This window comes from Photobacterium sp. J15 (assembly GCF_963870815.1).
GTDB classification, from domain to species: Bacteria; Pseudomonadota; Gammaproteobacteria; order Enterobacterales; family Vibrionaceae; genus Photobacterium; species Photobacterium marinum.
The window spans coordinates 3,061,600-3,083,630 of the sequence record NZ_CAWMUI010000001.1; the positions used below are offsets into that span (position 1 = coordinate 3,061,600).

Genomic DNA, 22,031 nt, shown 5'->3' on the forward strand with positions numbered 1-22,031 from the left:
ATGAGTCTCATTAGTATTCCAAAGAGCGGTATTTTTCGCGCAAATGGTTTCGGATCCCAATTGCCGTCAGGTTCAGACCGACAATCACGGTGACCAGTAAAAACGATGTAGCATATACCAGTGGCCTTGCCGCTTCTACATTCGGGCTTTGAAAACCGACATCATAGATATGATAGCCAAGGTGCATGAACTTGCGATCAAGGTGCAGGTACGGGAACTGCCCATCAACCGGCAGGGTCGGTGCCATTTTTACCACCCCGACCAACATTAGCGGGGCCACTTCCCCAGCCGCCCGCGCTACCGCCAGAATCAAACCGGTCATAATGGCCGGACTGGCCATTGGCAACACAATTCGCCACAAAGTTTCAGCCTGAGTGGCCCCGAGCGCCAACGAACCATGACGTACCGAATTCGGGATCCTTGCCAGCCCTTCCTCGGTAGAAACAATTACCACTGGCAAAGTCAGAATTGCCAGTGTCAGTGCCGACCATAAAATGCCCGGCGTTCCGAATGTCGGTGCCGGAAGCTGATCGGCAAAAAAGATCTCATCGACACTGCCACCAACCATATAAACAAAGAAACCAAGCCCGAACACCCCGTACACAATGGATGGCACACCGGCAAGGTTAATGACCGCAACCCGTATCAGGTTAGTGAAACGATTTTTACCTGCATATTCATGGAGGTAGACTGCTGCCATAACACCCAACGGAGTCACCACCACGCTCATCAGCAGCACCATAAATACCGTGCCGAATATCGCCGGAAACACCCCACCTTCGGTATTGGCTTCCCGCGGGTCTTCACTGACAAACTTGCCGACCTGATGTCCCCAGTGAGCCAGCTTTTCAATAAAACTCAGATTGTTCGGATACCAGAGATCGAGAACCTGCCCCAACGGCAATCTGACCATGACGCCAGCCATATCCCGAACCAGAACCGCGTCTTGTTCCAGCTTTTGTCGCAAAGCAAACAACCGTTGCTCCAACGCACTGTAATCCTGTTCCAGTTTTTCACGCCGGAGTTCAAGCCCAAGCTGTTGCTGTTGCCCTTGCTTTCGCTCTTCCAACCGCAGCAATTCCAGCTGACGGTTTATCTCGGCGATATCGGTTTGTTGCAGTAGCCTGATTTCATCCCGCACCTTATCTGCTGCCGATAAACCGTCCGGCAAATCGGTCATTGACTTGCTGACACCATCATCAATAAAACTGATCGGATAGCCATAGAACTTACCGTTCTTCACCCGGTCAATCACGGCAATTCCATCCGCCAGGGTACGGCTTTCCACCTGTGTCTCAAGTACAGTGATAAAGTCCAGCTCAACACGCTCACGGTTTCCGGTTTTGATCAGGTAACGCTCAACCCGATCACCGTCTATCTGTGAAACATCAACACCGGCTTCGGCCAGTTGTTTTACCGAGATTGATTTCTTTTCATAAAGCTCACCAATCACAGTTTGTTTATTACCGCTGATATCAAGCTCAAACTGATACACAGGTGCCGGCCAGAAGTAACTCAACCCCTTCCAGCCAATCAATAACAATAAACCCAGTACAGCCGCCAAACTCAGGCTCACCGCACCTGCAGTCATCCATATCCAGGGAGCACCTGACTTAAACCAGTTACCCATCAGTTAGTTAAATTCATTCTGTTGATAGCCTCAAACATTACAGCGAGCTGTATTTCTCTCTCAAACGCTGACGGACAAGTTCAGCGATGGTATTGAATACAAAGGTGAATACAAACAAGACAAAGGCTGCCAGGAACAGGATCCGGTAATGGGAGCTGCCCACTTCACTTTCCGGCATCTCAATGGCAATGGTTGCAGAAAGTGTGCGCAAACCTTCCAGCACATTCCAGTCCATAATCGGCGTATTCCCTGTTGCCATCAGCACAATCATGGTTTCACCCACGGCGCGGCCCAGCCCCATCATAATGGCAGAGAAAATCCCCGGGCTGGCTGTCAGTAAAACCACGCGGGTCAGTGTCTGCCAGTGTGTCGCTCCCAGCGCCAGAGAGCCGCTGGTCAGGTGAGCAGGAACGGAGAAAATGGCATCTTCGGCAATGGTAAAAATGGTCGGGATCACCGCAAATCCCATCGCGATACCAACCACCAACGCATTTCGCTGATCGTAGCCAACCCCCCACTCACTGGCGAGATACATCTTCAGATCGCCGGCAAAAAAAGCCTGCTCAAAATACGGGCCGAATTGAAAACAAACATAGAACAAGAGCACGATCACCGGGATCAGTAATATAATGTGCAATCCGCCGGGTATCCGGTGTCGTACCTGTCCCGGCAACAGCGACCAACAAAGGCCGACTAGCAACAATACAAGCGGAAATACAGGAACCAATAACGCAATACCGGCCAAGTTTTCCTCAACGATAGGGGCCAGCCATATTCCGGCCAGAAAGCCCAAAATAACCGTCGGCAACGCTTCCATAATTTCGACTGTCGGCTTAATGACCCGGCGCATTTTCGATGACATGAAATAAGCAGTATAAATCGCTCCTGCCAATGCCATCGGGATCGCAAAGAACATGGCATAAACTGCGGCTTTCAGAGTACCGAAAACAATCGGCACCAAGCTCAGCTTAGGCTCAAACTCATCACTGGCCGATGTCGACTGCCAGACATAATCCGGTTCCGGGTAGCCCTCATACCAAATCTTCTGCCACAGTGAGGCAAAAGCAATTTCCGGATGGCGGTTTTTAACCCGATAGATCTGCCACTGATCGCCGTTTACCGTGATCAACCGATCTGCCCGAGGGGAAATTGCCACATGTTCAGGTAACGTATCAAAATGTTGTGCACGGTAAATGGCTTCTTTCACCGAAGTATAAAAAGCTGACAGCTGACCATCCTGCTGAACAGCAAAAAAGCCTTTGCGGGAATATTCCGGAACCAATTGAACAACCGGACTGTTGCCAATTTCAAAGTGGCGCGCCTTAATCATTTGCCGCTTACCGTCACGCAGTACTTCAAACCACTGTGAAACCAAGTTGTCACTAGTTGTAATCAGCAACGAATTTGCGCCGGATAATAGTGTCAGCTGTTCTGGCAAAGCATCGTCAGTGCTGACATCCACCGCTTCCCGTATCACAGGCTGCTTACCGTCCAGCACGACTACGTAAAGGCTGCTACCGGCAATGGCATAGAGAGTGCGGCCATCTGGGGTTACCGCCAGTGATTTAATGCCCTTGGGTAAACCATCAACAGCAAATGAACGCGACATCCAGGACGAATCGTCTCCCAACAAACTCTCCTGATGGCGAAGCACCATCACTCTTACCCGATGATCGGCAGTTGCTCCGGCAATGACGGCCTGCTCATCGCGCATTGATACAGCCAGCTTCACAATCGGCTGTCCTTCGGGATCAAGCTGCACTTTTTGTCCTAACGGATAATCAATTCCGGAGATGTTTTTCTTATCACCATCGGAAAAATCAGTACGAAAGGTCGGTTTGAACACCACCACCTCACCGGACTGGCCGCCATAACCGTAAACCTCTTCCTTTGGCAATGTCCGGGCAAAACTGGCTGGGGATGCTGTCACTGTATATTCATTTAACAACGCACCAGTCTGTGATGAATTCAAGTCAATAAAGCTCAGTCGCCCCTGCAGTGACATGCGATAGGCGATATTATTTTGCTCATTGATACGAATTGCGGCCGGATGATCAGAAAAAGAAACAGAGAAGGCCTGTTGCGGCTTCACCTTTACCGTTTCAAATATCGGCAAGATGACAAATAGCAGGTAGAAAAAGATCAGAACCAGGGTAATAAGTACAAAAATCCCGCCAGCCGTTACCCCATAGCGCGCCAGTCTGTCTTTTACCCGGCGGCCAGGGCTGTCACTCATCAAAAATGCACTGGCGTCTGCCATTATTACCTCAAAAATTTTATAGGTTTACGAATAATATTTCTTTTAGGTGACAATTATATTACAGCGCGAACCCGTCCGGCTATGTCTGCATCAGAGTTATCAAACCATAGCTGATGGGTGACAAAGCTTTGATTATGGATGACCTAGTTTTGCAGCTAAATGTCATTAATCTTAATGCTTTATGAACTAAACTTCATTTAAGTGATATGCGATCCAGGCATCTGGACAGCTAATGCACACAATCTCATAATGAATTGGCATACAACGAAAAAGGAAGTCGTTATGAAGCACCTTATCATTACTGTCATCGGCAAAGACCGCCCCGGACTGGTGGAGCTACTTTCAGATACGGTTTACCAAAATAATGGTAACTGGCTTTCCAGCAGTCTGAGTAAACTTGCCGGTCAGTTTGCAGGGATCCTGCAAGTCGAAGTCGCCTCCCAATATATTCCGCTATTAAAAAACGCTTTATCACAAATCAATGAGCTGCAAATCCATATTGTTGAGGATGACAACAGTAATGCGCCCGCCACTGCTCTTCACAACCTCACCGTCACAGGCAACGACCGTCCGGGCATAGTCAAAGACGTAACGGCTCGCTTGAACCAACTTGGTATCAATATCAACAAACTCAAAACCGAAAACCAAAGCGCGCCTAACTGGGGCTATCCGATTTTTACCGCTCATTTCCAGCTCGAATTACCACAAGGATTAGAACTGGATGTAGTTCAGGATTCTCTTGAGCAAATCGCTGATGATTTAACCGTTGATATGGATGACAACTGATAACAACTAACCACGTTTCTTTTGGCCCATAAGCTTATTAGCAGGATGACAATGAGCACGGAACCTCTCTATATTGAAAAAGAATTAAGTTGGCTGTCTTTTAACGAACGCGTGCTGCAGGAAGCGGCAGACAAATCTGTCCCGCTGATTGAGCGAGTGCGTTTCTTAGGGATTTTTTCTAATAACACTGATGAGTTTTACCAGGTACGTTTTGCTGATGTGAAACGCCAAATCCTGATCAGCCAGGAACAAGGCGGTGATGACAGCGCCAAACAACTGTTAAGTAAAATCCAGAGCCGGGTGCTAAAACTGAATCAGGACTTCGATAACCTGTACAACGAAATCCTGCTGGAAATGGCACGCCGCCATATCTTCCTGATCAACGAACAACAGCTCGATGACAATCAGAAAATATGGCTGAAGAAGTATTTTCGTAACGCCATCCTTCCGCACATCACCCCGATCCTGCTAACCAAAGATATCGATCTGCTGGAGTTCCTGAAAGACGAATACTCTTACCTGACAGTCGAAATGCAGCAGGGTAAAAAGAAAAAATACGCCCTGATTGAGATCCCGACCGATCAGTTGCCACGATTTGTCCAAGTACCGGAAGCCAAAGGCAAACGCAGAAAGACTTTAATCCTGCTCGACAATATTATTCGCTTCTGTCTGGATGATATTTTCAGCGGCTTTTTCGAATACGATAAGCTGACCGCTTATTCTATGAAAATGACCCGGGATGCCGAGTATGATCTCGGGCTGGAAGTCGAGCACAGCCTGCTGGAACAGATGTCAGAAGGGCTCAAACAGCGCCTTAATGCCATGCCAGTCCGCTTTGTGTACCAGCGTGACATGCCCAGTGACATGATCAAAGAGCTTTGCCGCCTGCTGAAGGTCTCCAGTTATGACAGTATTATTCCCGGCGGACGTTACCATAACTTCAAAGATTTCATCGGCTTTCCGAATGTGGGCAGGAAGTACCTGGAAAATCCTCCGCTACCACCAATAGAGAGCTACCATTTCAGTTGCGCCCAAAATGCGTTTGATGCGATCAAGGCACAAGATATCCTGCTGTATTACCCCTACCACACCTTCAACCATATGACGGAGCTTGTGCGCCAGGCCGCCTACGATCCGAAAGTACGCAGCATCAAAATCAACATCTACCGGGTTGCCAAAGACTCCCGGATTATTGAATCAATGATTGAAGCCGCCAATAACGGTAAACGGGTAACGGTAGTGGTTGAATTGCAGGCCCGTTTTGACGAAGAAGCCAATATCATCTGGGCCCGCCGCCTGACCGAAGCTGGTGTACACGTACTTTTCGGTGTACCGGGTCTGAAAATCCACTCCAAACTTTGCCTGATCACCCGTAAAGAAGATGACCGTTTTGTCCGCTACGCCCACCTCGGCACCGGTAACTTCCATGAAAAAACCGCCCGGATTTATACCGATTTTGCGTTTTTCACCTGCGATGAAGAAATTACCAATGAAGTCCGACAGGTATTCGGTTATATCGAAAACCCGTACCGCCCGGTGGAATTCAACCACTTAGTCGTGTCACCACGTAATTCCCGCGCCCGACTTTATGACCTGATTGACAGGGAAATTGCCCATGCCAAGCAAAACCTGCCTGCTGGTATTACACTTAAGGTGAATAATCTGGTCGATAAGGGTTTGATAAACATGCTTTATCAGGCTAGTAGCGCTGGCGTTGAGATCAAATTGATCATCCGTGGTATGTGCTCATTGATCCCGGGGATCAAAGAGATCAGCGAAAATATCACCGCAATCAGTATCGTCGACCGCTTCCTGGAACACCCTAGAGTAATGGTGTTTGAGAATAACGGTGATCCGGAAGTGATGATCTCGTCAGCGGACTGGATGACCAGAAATATCGATAACCGTATCGAAGTCGGCTGTCCAATCCGGGATCCGGTACTGAAGAAAAAAATTATCGATATCCTGAATATCCAGATGTCTGATACCGTCAAAGCACGGATTATCGATAAAGAAATGAACAATCATTATGTGCCGCGAGGTAATCGTCGCAAGATCCGCTCCCAGACAGCGACCTATGATTACCTGAAAAACACGGAAAAACAGCTACGAAAAAAAGCCGAAAAAGCGATGAAAAACAATGATTGAAAATCAACGTCCACGCGAAATTGCAGCAATTGACCTTGGCTCGAACAGTTTTCATATGGTCGTTGCCAGAATCGTCGGCCAGAGCCTGCAAATTATCAGCAGGCACAAACAGCGTGTACATCTGGCTTCCGGCCTGGATGCCCACCAAAACCTTGATCAGGCCGCTATTCAGCGCGGCCTGAACTGCCTGGCAATGTTTGCAGAACGCCTGCAAGGGTTCGAACCGGAAAATGTCCGCATTGCCGCAACTTATACCCTGCGTCAGGCTCAGAATGCCCACGTTTTTCTCAAACGGGCCGAAAGCCTGATCCCCTACCCGATAGAAATTATTCCGGGTACGGAAGAAGGCCGCCTGATTTATCTGGGAGTCGCTCATACCCAGCCGGAAAACGGTCGTAAACTGGTAGTTGATATCGGTGGTGGTAGTACCGAGCTTATCATCGGCGAAGACTTTGACACTCATCTCGTCTACAGCAAGCACATGGGCTGTGTCAGCTATGACCAACAGTTTTTCCCTAAAGACAAAATCAGCGCAAAAAGCATGGCTGCCGCCAAGCTGGCCGCCGAACAAAAGCTGGAAAGTATCGCCAGTAAGTACCGCAAGAAAGGCTGGCAATATGCAGTCGGCTCTTCCGGCACTATCAAAGCTATTCGTGAAGTACTCATCGGGATGGGCTGTGCAGATGGCATTATTACCGGCAAACGACTAAGCCAATTAACTGACAAAATCCTGGAATTTAAGAACGCACAAGACCTTAACTTCCAGCGACTAAGCGATGACCGGAAACCGGTATTTGCGGCTGGTGTCGCAATCCTCAGCGCTGTATTCAGTTCCTTGAAAATTGAACAAATGACCTACTCTGACGGTGCCTTACGGGAAGGCTTGCTGTATGAAATGGAAGATCGCTTCCGTCACAGTGATATCCGAACCCGCACCGCCGATGCCATGGCAGCGCAATACCATGTTGATATGGAGCAGGCTAACCGGGTGAAAAATACCGCCGAAATGCTCTACAACCAAATTGAACCTCAACCAGGACTGGCAAAATCAGAACTTTCTACCCTGCTTGGCTGGGGCGCATTGCTGCATGAAGTCGGTTTGAGCATCACCTATCCGGGATTCCATCGCCATTCTGCCTATCTGCTGCGCTACAGCACCATGCCGGGATTTAACCTTGAACAGCAAACCGTATTGGCTACCCTTGTTCGCTTCCAGCGTAAAAGCCTCAAGCTGGAAGAAATGCCCGAACTCAATATCTACAAACGCAAGCACCTGTATCCGCTGATCAGAACCCTTCGCCTGGCGGTCGCCCTCAACGGCCAGAGAACCGATGAGCCTCTACCGCAAATCAAAGTAAAAGCCGACAAGGAAGACTGGCTGTTAAGCCTGCCAAAAGACTGGGAAACCAGTAACAAACTGTTGGCTGCCGATTTACGCCAGGAGCAGGAATACTGGGCTAAAGCAGGATGGCAACTCAACATAAAATAGCCTGATACTGCTTAATAAAAGCGAGCAAGATGAGCGAGTTATATGAGTAGAAAAAACAAGCCCGACGAGTATCAGCCGGGCTTTCTTATTCCATGGGTTTAAATTATTGAGCGTATATCAATTCGCGCTCAAACCCAGTGTCTTCATATCCTCTGCCACAATCGAGGCAGGTAAAGGCACATAACCGTCTTTCTCAACAATATCCTGCCCGTTACGGGAAAGAATAAAACGGATAAATTCAGCATCTAGCGGCGGCATGGCTTCGTTCGGGTGCTTATTTACATAGATATATAAATATCGGGCCAGAGGGTAGCTACCATTGATAGAGTTCTCAATCGTCGCCTCGACAAAATTGTTTCCATCCCGTGCAACCGGAATCGCCCGGATCCCCGTGGTCTTATAGCCGATCCCAGAATAACCAATGGAATTGAGTGAACTGGAAACCGACTGTACCACTGATGCAGAGCCCGGCTGCTCATTGACGTTATTGCGAAAATCGCCTTTACACAGCGCGCGCTGTTTGAAATAACCGTATGTACCGGAAACAGAATTTCGGCCAAACAACTGAATACTGCGTTTTTTCCAGCTGCCTTCCAGCCCCAGTTGCCCCCAACGAGTGATCGACTCTGAAGCACCACAGCGCAGCGTCCGGGAGTAAATCGCATCAAGCTCAGCAAAGTTGATCCCCTCAAGCGGGTTATCCTCATGAACGAACACGGCCAGCGCATCAATCGCAACTCTGATCGCCGTAGGCTGATAACCATGCTCTTGCTCAAAAGCTTCAATTTCGCGCGATTTCATCGCCCGGCTCATCGGCCCGAGCTGCGCAGTTGCTTCAATCAGAGCAGTCGGTGCGGTTGAGGAACCTGCTGCCTGAACCTGAATATTAACGCTCGGATAAATCCGCTTAAATTCTTCCGACCAGTAAGTCATCAAGTTGGCAAAGGTATCTGAGCCAACCGATGACAGGTTGCCGGAAATACCGCTCACTTTGTAATATTCAGGTAGCTCCTGATCAACAGCCGATGCTCCCCAACTGACAAGCAGAGCCAGCAGGTATCCTAGTTTTCTGAACCTTGCAGTCATATGTTCCTTGTAAACAGCAAAAGCGGCCCGAGAGCCGCTTGTATCATATCTATATTGTCTGGCTGGTGTTAAACCCCTTATCAGGCAGCTTTGGCAACCAACCTTTCAGGCAAGGTGAAAGAGAAAGTACTGCCTTCACCTACCTCGCTTTCAATTTCCAGGTGCGAGTCATGGTGGCTCAGGGCATGTTTCACAATCGCCAACCCAAGACCACTACCTCCGGTTTCCCTGGAGCGGGCTTTATCAACCCGATAGAATCGCTCGGTCAGACGATGGATATGCTGCGGCTCGATCCCCTCACCACTGTCTTTTACTTCCAACCTTGGTCCCGTCGCAGACAGATACCAGCGCACCGATACTTCAGCATTTTCCGGCGTATGTTTCACCGCGTTATACACCAGGTTAGAAATCGCACTGCGCAGCTGATCTTCATCGCCCAACACTTTAAGCGACTTATCAACTTCAAAGGTAAACAGGTGCTTATCACCGCCACTGAGTGAAATAGCTTCTTTTTCCAGAATATCCAGCATCGCCGGCACATCCACCGTTTCTTCCAGCTCAATGTTCGGCGCAGCTTCAATCTTGGACAAAGTCAGTAACTGCTCAACCAGCGAATTCATTCGCAGCAGTTGCTCAGTCATTACCCCATGAGCTTTATCCCACATCGGCCCGACCAGCATATCTGGATCTTTCGCCATTTCCAGATATCCCTGCAAAACCGTCATTGGTGTACGCAGCTCGTGAGATACGTTAGCAAAGAAGTTACGTCGCATACCTTCAAGCTGCTTAAGCTGTGACACATCACGCACCACCATCAGGTACTCACCTTCGGTATAGTGCATGATCCGCAGTTCAAGGGTACGGTCATAGTTAAACGGCGAGGTGATCTCCAACGGCGTCTCAAAGGACTGTTTAGCCAGATAGCGGACAAAATCGGGACTGCGGAGAAGGTTGCTGATCGGTTGACCGGCATCATCCGGCCAGCGGAAACCCAGCAGGTGCTGAGCCAGTTTGTTACACCAGACGATATTCCCTTCGCTTCTAAATACAACAACGGCATCAGGAAGGGATTCCGCACCATTGCGGAAACGGCGGATTAAAGTAGCCAGCTCTTTGCGGCGGCGTCGGTTACGCTGCTGCAAGCGATAAAGGCCGTTAAACAAAGGCTCCCAGCTACCGGAACCCGATGGTGGAGTCAGGCTGCGATCTTTCCACAACCAATCAGACATCTTCAGTTGGTTATGAAAATGCCAGATGAGCTGGATCCAAGTGGCAATCAGCAGGAACCATGGCATATAGCCAAAAATCATTCCCAGTGCGATCCAGGGCAAGTAGAAAAAGGCCAGTTCAAAAACCAGCTTTTTCCACGACAGCCGTTCAACCATTTATTACTCCATCCAAACGAAAGCGTCTATTCGTTTTTTGTTTCAAATTCGCCGGTATCAAAAACTAACTTAACGCTAATAACTAGGTACGGGTAGAGAATCGGTATCCGGCACCGCGTACAGTCTGAACAAGTTTGTCATGACCACCAGCTTCCAATGCTTTACGCAGGCGTCGGATGTGAACATCAACCGTGCGGTCTTCAACGTAAACATTAGTACCCCAGACATTATTCAGCAGCTGCTCACGGCTGTAGACTCGCTCTTGGTGAGTCATGAAGAAGTGCAGCATCTTGAACTCTGTCGGCCCCATATCCAGCGGTTCGTCATTCGACGTCACACGGTGTGAAACCGGATCCAGCTTTAGCCCCTGAACATCAATCACATCTTCCAACGATGTCGGCGACACCCGGCGCATAACCGCCTTCAGGCGAGCCATCAGCTCCTTCGGAGAAAAAGGCTTGGTAATATAGTCATCCGCACCGGCTTCAAGGCCACGAACCTTGTCTTCCTCTTCGCCGCGCGCAGTCAGCATCACCACAGGGATCTTACGGGTCATTTCATCCCGCTTCAGATGTTTCATCAGGTTGATCCCCGAACCGCCGGGAAGCATCCAGTCCAGCAGAATCAGTTCAGGATATGGCTCGCAGATTTTCTCCAATGCAGAGTCAAAATCTTCAGCTTCAATCGCCTCATATCCTTTCTGTTCGAGGACAAAGCACAACATTTCACGAATCGGTGCTTCATCTTCTACAACAAGAATCCGTTTTACCATAGCAATAGTTACCCAGTAGTAGTTGCTGTCTGTCGAGCGTCATTATGTGTTTTTATTATGACACTTTTGTGACTCGGCGCGATAAAAGCCAGCCCGTATGTATTGGATTACATTACCAAAGTGTTCCAAGAACTGTTCAGGAACTGTCCCAGAACTGTCCCAGAACTGTCCCGGTTCGGTTCCAAACCGGGCAGTTATCATCCAGTCTTAACACCTCAGGCCAGCCATGAACAACGAGCCTGCAAGTTACCAGCCTAGCTGTAAGTCAAATAGGAAGTTTAGCCCCGGACGGACACCTTACTGCGACCGCCACCCTGTGCCTCAACCGCCACCTGAACTCCTATCCGCTCAACCATGGTACCAACGTGGGAGATCACCCCAATCTGACGGCCATCAGCCTGCAGGGCATCCAGACAGGCCAGAGCCATTTCCAGGCTATCCGGATCAAGCGTACCGAAACCTTCATCAATAAACAGGGAGCCCAGTTGACGTGTATCGGCCGCCAGAGAAGCCAGCGCCAGTGCCAGTGCCAGGGAAACCAGGAAGCTTTCACCGCCGGACAACGACTCAACGCTGCGAACTTCATCCCCCATGTCATGGTCGATCACCTGCAACGCCAGCGGGCTGTTCGGTACCGGCTGCAGCGCATAACGCGGTGCCAGATCCTGCAAATGTTCGTTAGCCAATACCACCAGCTGCTGTAAGGTCAGCCCCTGTGCCAGGGTACGGAACTTATTACCGGTCGCCGAACCGATAAGCTCACTCATCTGCAGCCACAATTCGGTTTGTTGCTGCTGGCTCATCAATTTATCGGTCAGCTCACCGGCCTGCTGCTCGGCCTGTTCAGCCAGAACCTGACGCTGACGGGACTGAAATACCTGCTCATCCAAGGCCTGCTTCTGCTGGTTCCAGTCTTCAAACAACTGTGCCTGCTGCTCAGTATCTGCACTGATAGCATGCTGTTCAAACCACTCCCGGGCACTGTCTGCCAACGGTTTATGATCAATCACGGCTTGCTCGCGCTCAACCAACAGAGTCTGGGCGGAAGATACCGCCTGATCAATGGCCTTCAGCGCCTGACGCTCTTCTTTCAACCAGGCTTCATCTTTACTCAGCAACTGCATCAGCTGATGTTCATTAAGGCCCAGCTTTTTCTGCCATCCCAGCCAGCTTTGTACCACTTTGCGATGTTCAGCCGCCGTTTCATCTTCCTGCTTACGGGCGCTGTTCAGTGCCGCTTCTGCCGCAGCCTGCGCTTCACCGGCCTGACGCTGCATGACTTCAGCCTGGCTCAACGCTTCCTGCTGGGTGTTGATTGTAGCTTTATGCAGAGCTTCCAGTTGCTCTGTATCCTGCTCACCCACCAACGACAACCTCAACTGCCAAATCTCAGCCGTTTCATGCTGTAGCTGACCGGCTTTTTGCTGCCAGTCAGTCAGCTGTTTCTCAAGGGCAACCAGCGAGGTTTCAATTTCCGCCAACTTAGGTGCCAACTCGGACAGCTGCTTTTCAATGTCCTGCACTTCACGCTGGTTCGCCAGGAACTGCTCAACCTGATATTTCAACTGCTGAATATATTGCTCGGCACCGTGCTGACGCAGCATATCCAGCCACTGATCGTTGCCGTATTGCTCGTTAAGTGCTTCAGCACGGGAAGACAGAATGTCCTGCTGAGTCTGGCTCTGTTCATCCAGAGACTGCAAACGTTCCTGCCACTGGGTCGTATTCTGCTCCAGCTTGTGTTGCAACTCTTTCAGCTCGCTTTCCGCCTGCTGAATACTCTGCATTTGCTGCTGCAACTGGCGTGCCTGGTGGATGTGGTACTGACGTTTCTCCAGGCTGTGCTGAAGCTGCTGCAATTCAGCATAAGTCTGCTCGGCTTCCTGCTGCCACCGACGGATTTGCTGATCCAGTTGCTCACTGGCTACATCCTGCTCAAGGGAATCTGTCAGCTCCAGCTGTTTCAGCAATGCCATCATCTGGCTGAACACCTGCTCGATATATTGCTCTAAGCGCTGCAGTTCAGCGGCAATCAGCTGTAATCGCTGCTGGCATTGCGGCAGCTGCTGTTGCAGGTGCTGGCGTTCACCTTCTCCGGCCTGCATCTGATGCTGCAGCTCATGAAGACGCTGGCGCATACTGTGCAGAACCCCTTCAACCGCCGGATGCTGTTCGGCATACGGGTGCTCAGTCGAACCACACAATGGGCAAGGCTCATCCTGTTTCAACTGACTGCGGTATTCACTCAGGTTGACCACCGCCATACTCTGCTGGAAGGCGTGTTCGGCTTCCTGATATTGAGTTGCCAGCGTTTCCAACTGCGGCTGAAGTTCTTTCAGTCGCTGCTCTGCTTTCTCCTGATAGCTCTGCCACTCCTGCTGCTCGGCTTTAAGTTTGTCTTTCTGTTGCAGCAGTGATACCCACTCTTTCGAGCCGGACATAGCCTGACGCAAGGTATCGAGCTGCTGTTGCTGCTCATTGAACCGTTTCTGCTCATCACTTTGCGCCTGCTCAAGCGCTTCCACATCCATTCCTTTGAGCTGAGCGTCAACCATCGTTTTCTGCTCAATCACCGCCTGCATCTGTTGCTCAAGCATCGCGGTATCACGCTGATGGTTCTGCTGCTCAAACTGGATCTGCTGTTTATCTTTGTTCAGGCGAACCAGCATCCGGTGAGCCGTCAGGTACTGATCCAGGTTATCCAGTACCGGCTGATACTGCTCGGCGACACCAGCCAGCTCGCGATTCTGATCCAACACGACAGCCAGCTGATGATGGCGCTGCTGCAATTGATGACGCTGCTGATACAGTTCCTGCTGGCGCTGCTGTTGCTCGTTAAACACCTGAACCTGTTGCTGGTAATCTTTGTCGATATCACCAAGCTGGCGTTTCAATGAATCCAACTGCTGATCCAGCGCGCTGGCCTGTTTTATCTTCGGCTCCAGCTCCTGCCACTGCAGTTGAGCCTGATTCAGAGCATGTTTAGCAGTCTGAGCCTGATGGTCGGCATCAATGAGTTTCTGTTTTTCCCCCTGCAGCGCGGCTTCTGCATCAGACAGGGTTTTCTTCAGCTTCGACAATTGCAGCTCGGTTTGCTGCAACATCAGAAAATCACCGCTGGCAGGCTGAGCTTTTTCAATTAAATCCAACTGCTCATAACGAGGCAGGGCTTCTTCCTGCTGTGATTTTGCATCAGCCAGAGCCTGAGTCGTTTCGGCCACACGCTCTGCCAAAGTATTTTCTGACTGCAACGCCTGCTGATGTTTGGCAAAATCATTGATCTGCCCTTCCAACTGCTGCACTTGCTGTTTCAGGGCTTCAACCTGCTCAGTCAATTGCTGTTTCTCTTCGTCACTGAGCAACGCGATATCACCCAGCTTGTCCTGCAACTGAGCCAGCTTCTGTTTTTCTTCCCGGGCACGCTCGTAGGCTGCCACCGACAAGCGACCGTATATTTCACCACCGGTCATACGTTCAAGCAACGCGGCACGCTCATCGGCACCGGCTTTAAGGAAAGCGGCAAATTCCCCCTGCGGCAACATCACTGCCCGGCGGAACTGCTCGAAAGAAAGGCCAATCAAGCGCTCGATTTCAGCCTGTAACTCTGCTTTTTTGCCGGAAAATCGCTGGCCGGTCTCAATATTTTCCAGCCACTGCTCAGCAGCCTGGATCCTGCCTTCGGCGCGACCACGGGCACGACGGACATGCCAGTGTGCCCGCCAGTGACTACCGTCATTGGCGACAAAATCGACCTCGGCAAAACCTTCTGCTTTACCGCGGGAAAGAATACTGCGGACATCGTTGGCTTTGATCCGTGCAGCATCACCGTCACGACCGATTTCCGCATCATTTTTCTTGTTCGATTGCAGGCGTGGGATCCGGTCATATAACGCCAGACAGATGGCATCAAGCATGGTCGATTTACCCGAGCCTGTTTTACCGGTAATCGCAAACAGGCCGGCTTCACCTAATCGGCCGTGGGCAAAATCAATCTCAAATTTATCTTGTAAGCTGGCAAGGTTCTCGCCACGTAGCGCTAAAATCTTCATCGTTATTTTTTTCTCACCACTTATGCTTCACTTTCTTCAAGCTGAGTCAGCAGGGTTTCAAATGCTGCTGCCATCGCTTCGTCCGGCTCACCGTCATATTTTTTTGACCAGCTGAGGCTGAATACCTGCTGCGGTGACACTTCCGACAAGCGACGGTAATTCAGACTGTCCTGCTGCTCCTGCTGTCGGTAATGCGGGGTGATTTTTGCCAGCCGGACCGCTTTCCCTTCCAGCGCACCCAACACTTTTTCCCGCAACAACGCCTGCGGCTTATCAAGCAGGATATGGACTTCCAGAAACGGCTGCTGCTCGCGGGGACATTCTTCAACCTCCAGCGCCTCCAACTCTTCCAATACCTGCTCCAGCGGAGCCGGCGAACCCGGCACTTTCAGCATGTCAACGGCACGCGGGATCAGCAAAGATTCAATCTCTGTCACCTTGTCGCCATCAAGATCCACCAGTATGACCTGATGGTTATAGCCTCGCTCCGACATCGACAACGGTAACGGCGAACCGCTGTAACGAATATGCTCCTGTTTGGCAACACGCTGGGCCAGGTGCAGGTGTCCCAGTGCGACATAGCTGATATCGTCGGCAAAAATAGAAGCCGGCAGCGCATGCTGGTTACCGCCTAGTACCCGGCGCTCCGACATTTCAGACAACTTGCCCGACGCCATGTAGGCGTGGCCCATTCCAATCAGGGCCTGCTCCGGCGTTTTCTGGTTCCGGGCAACTTCCGTCATTTCGGCATACAGAGTTTCAACGCCTTTAATCAGGCGGTCATCGTCTTCTTGCAAATCCTCGGTACGCAGGTCGGCACTGCGCAAAAACGGAACGGCCAGCACCCACGCCGCCTGCTCTCCGGACTTATCGGTCAACGGCACCAGCATTCGCTGGTGATCCAGCTCACCGTTCTCATCACGGTGAATACCGCCGACCATGTGCAAATCAAACGCTTTCAGCAATTCATGCGGGGCATCCAATTTGCTCGGCGAATCATGGTTACCGCCAATCATCACCACATCCAACTTCGGCATGGTCTGCGCCAGGCGTGCCATAAAACGGTACAGCATCCGCCAGGCACTGGCCGGCGGGTTGGCAGTATCAAAAATATCACCGGACACCAGCAGGGCATCTACCTGCTGTTTTTCCAGTGTTTCTGCCAGCCAGTCGAGAAAAGCCTGATGTTCGTAATCGCGGTTATAACCATGAAGCTGATGGCCTAAATGCCAGTCGGAGGTATGGAGGATTTTCATTACGATATGTATATGCCAGTCAGGAAAACTTACCCGATTGTACCCCACAATTTTATTTTCCCAAGCCGCAAATCCAGAGAAAAATGCGACAAAACCAGAGCAATGCAATAAGATTGTCAGCCTGATGCACAACCTAGGATTTGTAACTGCCATGATGTGGTTTAAAAACGTACTGACATATCGCTTTAGCCGTGAAATTGAGCTAAATCCGGATCAGCTGGAAAAACAGCTTGAAGAGTTTCGCTTTACCCCTTGTGGTAGCCAGGACATGCAAAAGTTTGGCTGGGTTCACGCCTTGGGCAAGCACGGTGATATGTTCACCCATGTAAGTGGCGACAATATTCTGATCTGTGCCCGTAAAGAAGAGAAAATGCTACCGTCTTCAGTGATCAAAGAATCAATGGCAGCCAAGGTTGAAGCGCAGGAAAAAGACCTGGGCCGTAAACTGAAGAAGACAGAAAAAGACACCATCAAAGATGAAATCGTGATGGATCTGCTGCCTCGTGCTTTCAGCCGCCACCAGCAAACTTACGCGCTGATCATGCCGAAACAGGGCTTTATCGTAGTTGATGCAGGCAGCTTCAAAAAAGCAGAAGATCTGCTGGCGCTGCTGCGTAAATCTATCGGCAGCCTGCCGGTTGTACCGGTAACGCCGGAGAAACCAGCTGAGCTGACCATGACTGAGTGGGTACGTTCTAACACTTCACCAAACGGCTTTACTGTCGGTGAAGAAGCTGAGTTGAAAGCAGTACTGGAAGACGGCGGTGTGGTTCGTTGTAAGCAGCAGGATCTGAGCAGCGATGAAATCATGGCTCACATCGAAGCTGACAAGCTGGTAACCAAGCTGGCTCTTAACTGGCAGGATCGTATCGACTTCGTGCTGGGCGAAGACCTGACTGTTAAGCGCCTGAAGTTCTCTGATGACCTGAAAGACGAAAATGACGACATCGACCGTGAAGATGTTGCTCAGCGTATCGATGCTGACCTGTCACTGATGTGCGGCGAATTCTCTGCCTTCCTGCCTAACCTGTTCGAAGTACTGGGCGGCCTGGAAGCGAAGGAATAACAATTTAAGAAGCGAAGTATCAGGGGCGAATTTCGAGTCTCTGTACTTCGCTTTTATTATTCCCACCCTCTGCTCTACTGACTCTTCTCTCTTTTTCTTGCCTCTCAATACTTAAAACTCACCTCTTTCCCCCGTTTTCGTTGCCTTTGTGGTACGGATCACAGTAAAATCGCGCCTCACACCCGTATCCCCCTGCGATACGGCCTGATTTGCAATCAGACACTGGAATATAAGAGCTATGTTTAAACCTGAATTGTTATCGCCTGCGGGCAGTCTGAAAAACATGCGTTACGCATTCGCCTACGGTGCAGATGCTGTCTACGCTGGCCAACCACGTTACAGCCTTCGTGTTCGTAACAACGAGTTCAACCACGAGAACCTGAAAATCGGTATCGACGAAGCACACGCCCAGGGCAAGAAGCTTTACGTGGTATGTAACATTCAGCCGCATAACTCTAAGCTAAAAACTTTCATCCGCGACCTTAAGCCAGTTGTAGACATGGGCCCTGATGCCCTGATCATGTCTGACCCTGGCCTTATCATGCTGGTTCGCGAAAACTTCCCTGAAATGCCGATTCACCTGTCTGTACAGGCGAACGCAGTTAACTGGGCAACCGTTAAATTCTGGGAAAGCCAGGGCGTTGAGCGTGTCATTCTGTCACGCGAGCTGTCTCTGGAAGAGATCGAAGAAATCCGCGAAAAATGTCCGAACACCGAACTGGAAATTTTCGTTCACGGTGCGCTTTGCATGGCTTACTCTGGCCGCTGCCTGCTTTCCGGCTACATCAACAAGCGTGACCCGAACCAGGGTACCTGCACTAACGCTTGTCGCTGGGAATACAAAGTAGAAAAAGCGACTCAGAACGATGCTGGCCAGATCGTTGAAGTTCAGGACGCGGTACAAATGCAGGACGCAGAGCGCCCTGACAACACTATCGGCCTAGGCAAGCCAACTGATGAAGTTATGCTGCTGAGCGAAAGCCACCGTCCTGAAGAGAAAATGGCGGCATTCGAAGACGAGCACGGCACTTACATCATGAACTCAAAAGATCTGCGCGCTATCCAGCACGTTGACCGCCTGACTAAGATGGGCGTTCACTCGCTGAAGATCGAAGGTCGTACTAAGTCGTTCTACTACTGTGCACGTACCGCTCAGGTTTACCGTAAAGCAATTGATGACGCAGTAGCGGGCAAGCCGTTTGACGAAAGCCTGATGGGTACGCTGGAAAGCCTGGCACACCGTGGCTATACCGAAGGCTTCCTTCGACGTCACACTCACGATTCATACCAGAACTACGATTACGGTTACTCTATTTCTGACTCACAGCAGTTTGTCGGTGAATTCACAGGTAAGCGCCGTGGCGACCTGGCTGAAGTTGAAGTGAAGAACAAATTCGTTGTCGGCGACAGCCTTGAAATGATGACGCCGCAAGGCAACGTGATCTTCACCCTTGAGATGATGGAAAACCGCAAGTCAGAGTCAATCGACGATGCGAAAGGCAACGGCCACTTCGTATTTATCCCGGTTCCTCAGGATATGGATCTGGAATATGGCCTGCTGATGCGTAACCTGAATACAGGTGAGAACACTCGTAACCCTCACGCACCTAAAGACAGCAAGTAATCGCTATGGCACTGCTAATTACCAAAAAGTGCATTAACTGCGACATGTGTGATCCTGAGTGTCCGAACGAAGCGATCACCATGGGTGATGAGATCTACGAGATCAACCCGGATAAATGCACAGAATGTAAAGGTCATTACGACAAGCCGACCTGTCAGTCAGTTTGTCCGATCACCAACTGCATTATTACCGACCCGGATCACGTTGAGACCGATGACGAACTACTTGAGAAGTTCGTTACCCTACAAGGTCTTGCATAATATCGGGTTCACTAAAAAAAGCGCCAGATGGCGCTTTTTTTATATCTGTGACCCGTATTAGTTTCGTAACAACGCCAGACACTGCTCCGGTGGCACAGGGGCTTTCTTCTTCGCTTTCTTGGCCACTTTCTTCGGCTTTTCTTTCTTCGGTGTCAACTTAGGCTTCCAGGAAGCTAGCTCAGCACCGCAACCATCCCCGGCTGGCGGAGCTTTCTGTGCCTTACAGTTACTGTCGCCATCCGGACAATGGAGTCTGACATGGAAGTGGTAGTAGTGCCCCCACCAGGGCCGGACTTTGCGCAGCCAGCTCCTGTCTTTCCATTCCTGCTGGCACAGTTGTCCTTTGATTACCGGGTGGACAAAAATCCGCGCAACCCGCTCATCAACGGCAGCCAGGCTGATCAACTGCGCCTGCTCCTGCCCCCAGTTATCCTTGTTGATTTTGTAATCCTTGAGGTGAACCATAGGCAGCGGCTGGACATCAATCAGCTCTTCTTCTGAAAGCGGCTTATCGGTCAGCTTAAGCCAAATATCTGCATCCAGCCCCGTTTGATGACTGGCATGACCGGATGAAAAGCGCCCGCCACGCGGCATGGCAATATCACCCACCAGCAACTGCCCCAACTCCAGCTTGTGCACTTGCTTCGACAGATCTCGCAAAAATGTGATGGTTTCCGGATGACCATAATAACGCCCGCGGTGAGAACGCATCACCTGATAACCTTCGCCCTGCAAAGGCAGGTTTTCGCCTCCGGCAAGACAACCATTGTTGTATGTCCCAATCGACTGCGGCTGCTCTTCAGTTGGCGATTCCACCTTCTCCCAGGGGCTTGCCCAAACAGGCAATGCCACCATCAATCCAAACAGCGGTAACAATAAACGTCTTAACACTTTGTCCCTTCCCTGCCCGTTGAAAAATATCCCTCGTAAAAGCATAGCAAGCGATGACAAATCACAACCACAAAAAAGGGCTGCTCACCGGCAGCCCTTTCCAAACCCAATAAAGCAATCGCGCTTATTTCATCTGCTGATCCAGATTAAGAATCGTCAGCGCATTACTCACGCTGGTTGCCAGTACATCAACCACACCAGAACGTAGTGCACCCAGTAATGCCAATGCCTTACTGTTTTCAGCTGCCATTACTACCACAGTCGGGATATGGCGCAGCTCATCCATACTCAGGCCAATCACCCGATCACTCATTCGGGTATCGGCTTTCTTGCCCTGACTGTCAAAAAAGTCATAACCGGCAATATCACCGACCACACCTTTACGGATACGGGCCTCAACAATTTCCTGCGGGGTAAACCAGCCCAGTTTCACCATATGGCTGTTTTCATCCATATCCCCGACACCAACCAGTGCAACATCAGCGCGGCGGGCACGATCCAGCGTCTCTTTCACCGTCCCGTTCTTCATGAAGGCTTCTTTTACCTTAATGTCTTCAACATAGGCCGGCGCATACAAGGTCTCACTGATCCCGTCGTATTTCTTTGCCAGCTGACGGCAGATGTGGTCTGCATTAATCGCATTACCGGAGCGGTGCGTACCGCCAATCCCGCACACAAAACGGCATTTACGCTGAGGTACAACGCCAACATGGCCGGCAATAGAAGCAATATTCCGCCCCTGCCCGACCGTTACCACCATGTCGTCGGTCAACGTCGATGCCAGATAGCTTGAAACCAGACTTGCCACTTGCTGGCGCTGAGTTTCATCGTCCGGTTGATCCAATGCAATCAGCGCCCGCTTCAAATTGAACCGCTCTATCAGTTGCTGCTCAAGCTTTTCACTGAACACCGGGTGATACTTGACGGTGATCTCAACGACGCCCTCATCACGGGCCCGTCGCAGCATACGACCGACTTTGGCTCGTGACATACCGAACTTTTTCGAAATCTCTTCCTGCGTCGCCCCGTCCTGATAATACGCAATCGCGATTTCTGTCAGCAGATCACTGTCTACATGTTGAGGGTCACTCATCACCTGGCTCATTTTGCCTTCCTATTCCTCTTAGCATCTTTGTGTACGGCTTACATCACAATGGGAGCCATGTTACCTGATCTGGCCAAGGCATGAAACGGAGGAAACTGGTCATTACCCACAAACTGATACCAGGGAACTATTGGTAATAATTACCGTCTTATTGTTATTTATCAGGATTTACATTCCTTATAGTCTTTATTTTATTACCAACACAAACAAATAAAGCCGAGTAA

The 22,031-nt window shown here is 50.3% G+C and carries 15 protein-coding genes; 6 read left to right on the top strand and 9 right to left on the bottom strand.

Annotated elements, in window-relative coordinates:
* Positions 1-10: 10 nt before the first annotated feature.
* Both pstA and AACQ93_RS13760 read right to left on the bottom strand, forming a co-directional pair.
* The gene (gene pstA, locus AACQ93_RS13755; protein ID WP_064605675.1) at positions 11-1,630 is read right to left on the bottom strand and encodes a phosphate ABC transporter permease PstA; all 1,620 of its coding nucleotides are present in this window, start codon (positions 1,628-1,630) and stop codon (positions 11-13) included.
* 37 nt (positions 1,631-1,667) lie between these two features.
* Complete coding sequence (locus tag AACQ93_RS13760; protein WP_064605677.1) at positions 1,668-3,890, bottom strand: ABC transporter permease subunit; 2,223 nt, start codon at positions 3,888-3,890, stop codon at positions 1,668-1,670.
* 282 nt (positions 3,891-4,172) lie between these two features.
* Between AACQ93_RS13760 and AACQ93_RS13765 the strand changes: the two genes are divergently transcribed.
* The 3 genes from AACQ93_RS13765 to ppx are packed head-to-tail and all read left to right on the top strand — an operon-like array spanning position 4,173 to position 8,313.
* Positions 4,173-4,676 (top strand): glycine cleavage system protein R, encoded by a 504-nt coding sequence (locus AACQ93_RS13765; protein WP_007466752.1) that lies wholly within the window; start codon positions 4,173-4,175, stop codon positions 4,674-4,676.
* Between the two features lie 51 nt (positions 4,677-4,727).
* Positions 4,728-6,824 (top strand): polyphosphate kinase 1, encoded by a 2,097-nt coding sequence (ppk1, locus tag AACQ93_RS13770; protein WP_007466754.1) that lies wholly within the window; start codon positions 4,728-4,730, stop codon positions 6,822-6,824.
* The gene (ppx, locus tag AACQ93_RS13775) at positions 6,817-8,313 is read left to right on the top strand and encodes an exopolyphosphatase (protein WP_064605679.1); all 1,497 of its coding nucleotides are present in this window, start codon (positions 6,817-6,819) and stop codon (positions 8,311-8,313) included. Before ppk1 ends, ppx begins: the two co-directional genes overlap by 8 nt.
* A gap of 117 nt (positions 8,314-8,430) precedes the next feature.
* On the opposite strand, the gene AACQ93_RS13780 is transcribed toward ppx, so the two are convergent.
* From AACQ93_RS13780 to AACQ93_RS13800, 5 genes are all read right to left on the bottom strand, one after another.
* The gene (locus AACQ93_RS13780) at positions 8,431-9,399 is read right to left on the bottom strand and encodes a PstS family phosphate ABC transporter substrate-binding protein (protein ID WP_064605681.1); all 969 of its coding nucleotides are present in this window, start codon (positions 9,397-9,399) and stop codon (positions 8,431-8,433) included.
* Positions 9,400-9,479: 80 nt separating this feature from the next.
* The gene (gene phoR / locus AACQ93_RS13785; RefSeq protein ID WP_064605683.1) at positions 9,480-10,784 is read right to left on the bottom strand and encodes a phosphate regulon sensor histidine kinase PhoR; all 1,305 of its coding nucleotides are present in this window, start codon (positions 10,782-10,784) and stop codon (positions 9,480-9,482) included.
* An 82-nt stretch (positions 10,785-10,866) separates the two neighbouring features.
* On the bottom strand, positions 10,867-11,556 hold the full coding sequence (gene phoB / locus AACQ93_RS13790; protein WP_007466762.1) for a phosphate regulon transcriptional regulator PhoB: 690 nt from the start codon (positions 11,554-11,556) through the stop codon (positions 10,867-10,869).
* Positions 11,557-11,834: 278 nt separating this feature from the next.
* Positions 11,835-15,605: an AAA family ATPase gene (locus AACQ93_RS13795; RefSeq protein WP_064605685.1), complete on the bottom strand. Its 3,771-nt coding sequence runs from the start codon at positions 15,603-15,605 to the stop codon at positions 11,835-11,837.
* A gap of 20 nt (positions 15,606-15,625) precedes the next feature.
* Entirely contained in the window at positions 15,626-16,861 is a 1,236-nt protein-coding gene (locus tag AACQ93_RS13800) for an exonuclease SbcCD subunit D C-terminal domain-containing protein (protein WP_064605687.1), read from the bottom strand.
* 154 nt (positions 16,862-17,015) lie between these two features.
* Between AACQ93_RS13800 and rdgC the strand changes: the two genes are divergently transcribed.
* From rdgC to AACQ93_RS13815, 3 genes are all read left to right on the top strand, one after another.
* The gene (gene rdgC, locus AACQ93_RS13805; protein WP_198160168.1) at positions 17,016-17,927 is read left to right on the top strand and encodes a recombination-associated protein RdgC; all 912 of its coding nucleotides are present in this window, start codon (positions 17,016-17,018) and stop codon (positions 17,925-17,927) included.
* A 238-nt stretch (positions 17,928-18,165) separates the two neighbouring features.
* Positions 18,166-19,551 carry a prephenate-dependent tRNA uridine(34) hydroxylase TrhP gene (trhP, locus tag AACQ93_RS13810; protein WP_007466771.1) on the top strand — a complete coding sequence of 462 codons (1,386 nt, stop codon included), beginning with the start codon at positions 18,166-18,168 and terminating at the stop codon, positions 19,549-19,551.
* A gap of 5 nt (positions 19,552-19,556) precedes the next feature.
* Positions 19,557-19,811 carry a YfhL family 4Fe-4S dicluster ferredoxin gene (locus AACQ93_RS13815; RefSeq protein WP_007466773.1) on the top strand — a complete coding sequence of 85 codons (255 nt, stop codon included), beginning with the start codon at positions 19,557-19,559 and terminating at the stop codon, positions 19,809-19,811.
* A gap of 57 nt (positions 19,812-19,868) precedes the next feature.
* On the opposite strand, the gene mepA is transcribed toward AACQ93_RS13815, so the two are convergent.
* Together mepA and AACQ93_RS13825 are read right to left on the bottom strand one after the other, a co-directional pair.
* Positions 19,869-20,702 (bottom strand): penicillin-insensitive murein endopeptidase, encoded by an 834-nt coding sequence (gene mepA / locus AACQ93_RS13820; RefSeq protein ID WP_084419160.1) that lies wholly within the window; start codon positions 20,700-20,702, stop codon positions 19,869-19,871.
* A gap of 124 nt (positions 20,703-20,826) precedes the next feature.
* Entirely contained in the window at positions 20,827-21,807 is a 981-nt protein-coding gene (locus tag AACQ93_RS13825) for a sugar-binding transcriptional regulator (RefSeq protein ID WP_007466777.1), read from the bottom strand.
* Between the last annotated feature and the right edge of the window lie 224 nt (positions 21,808-22,031).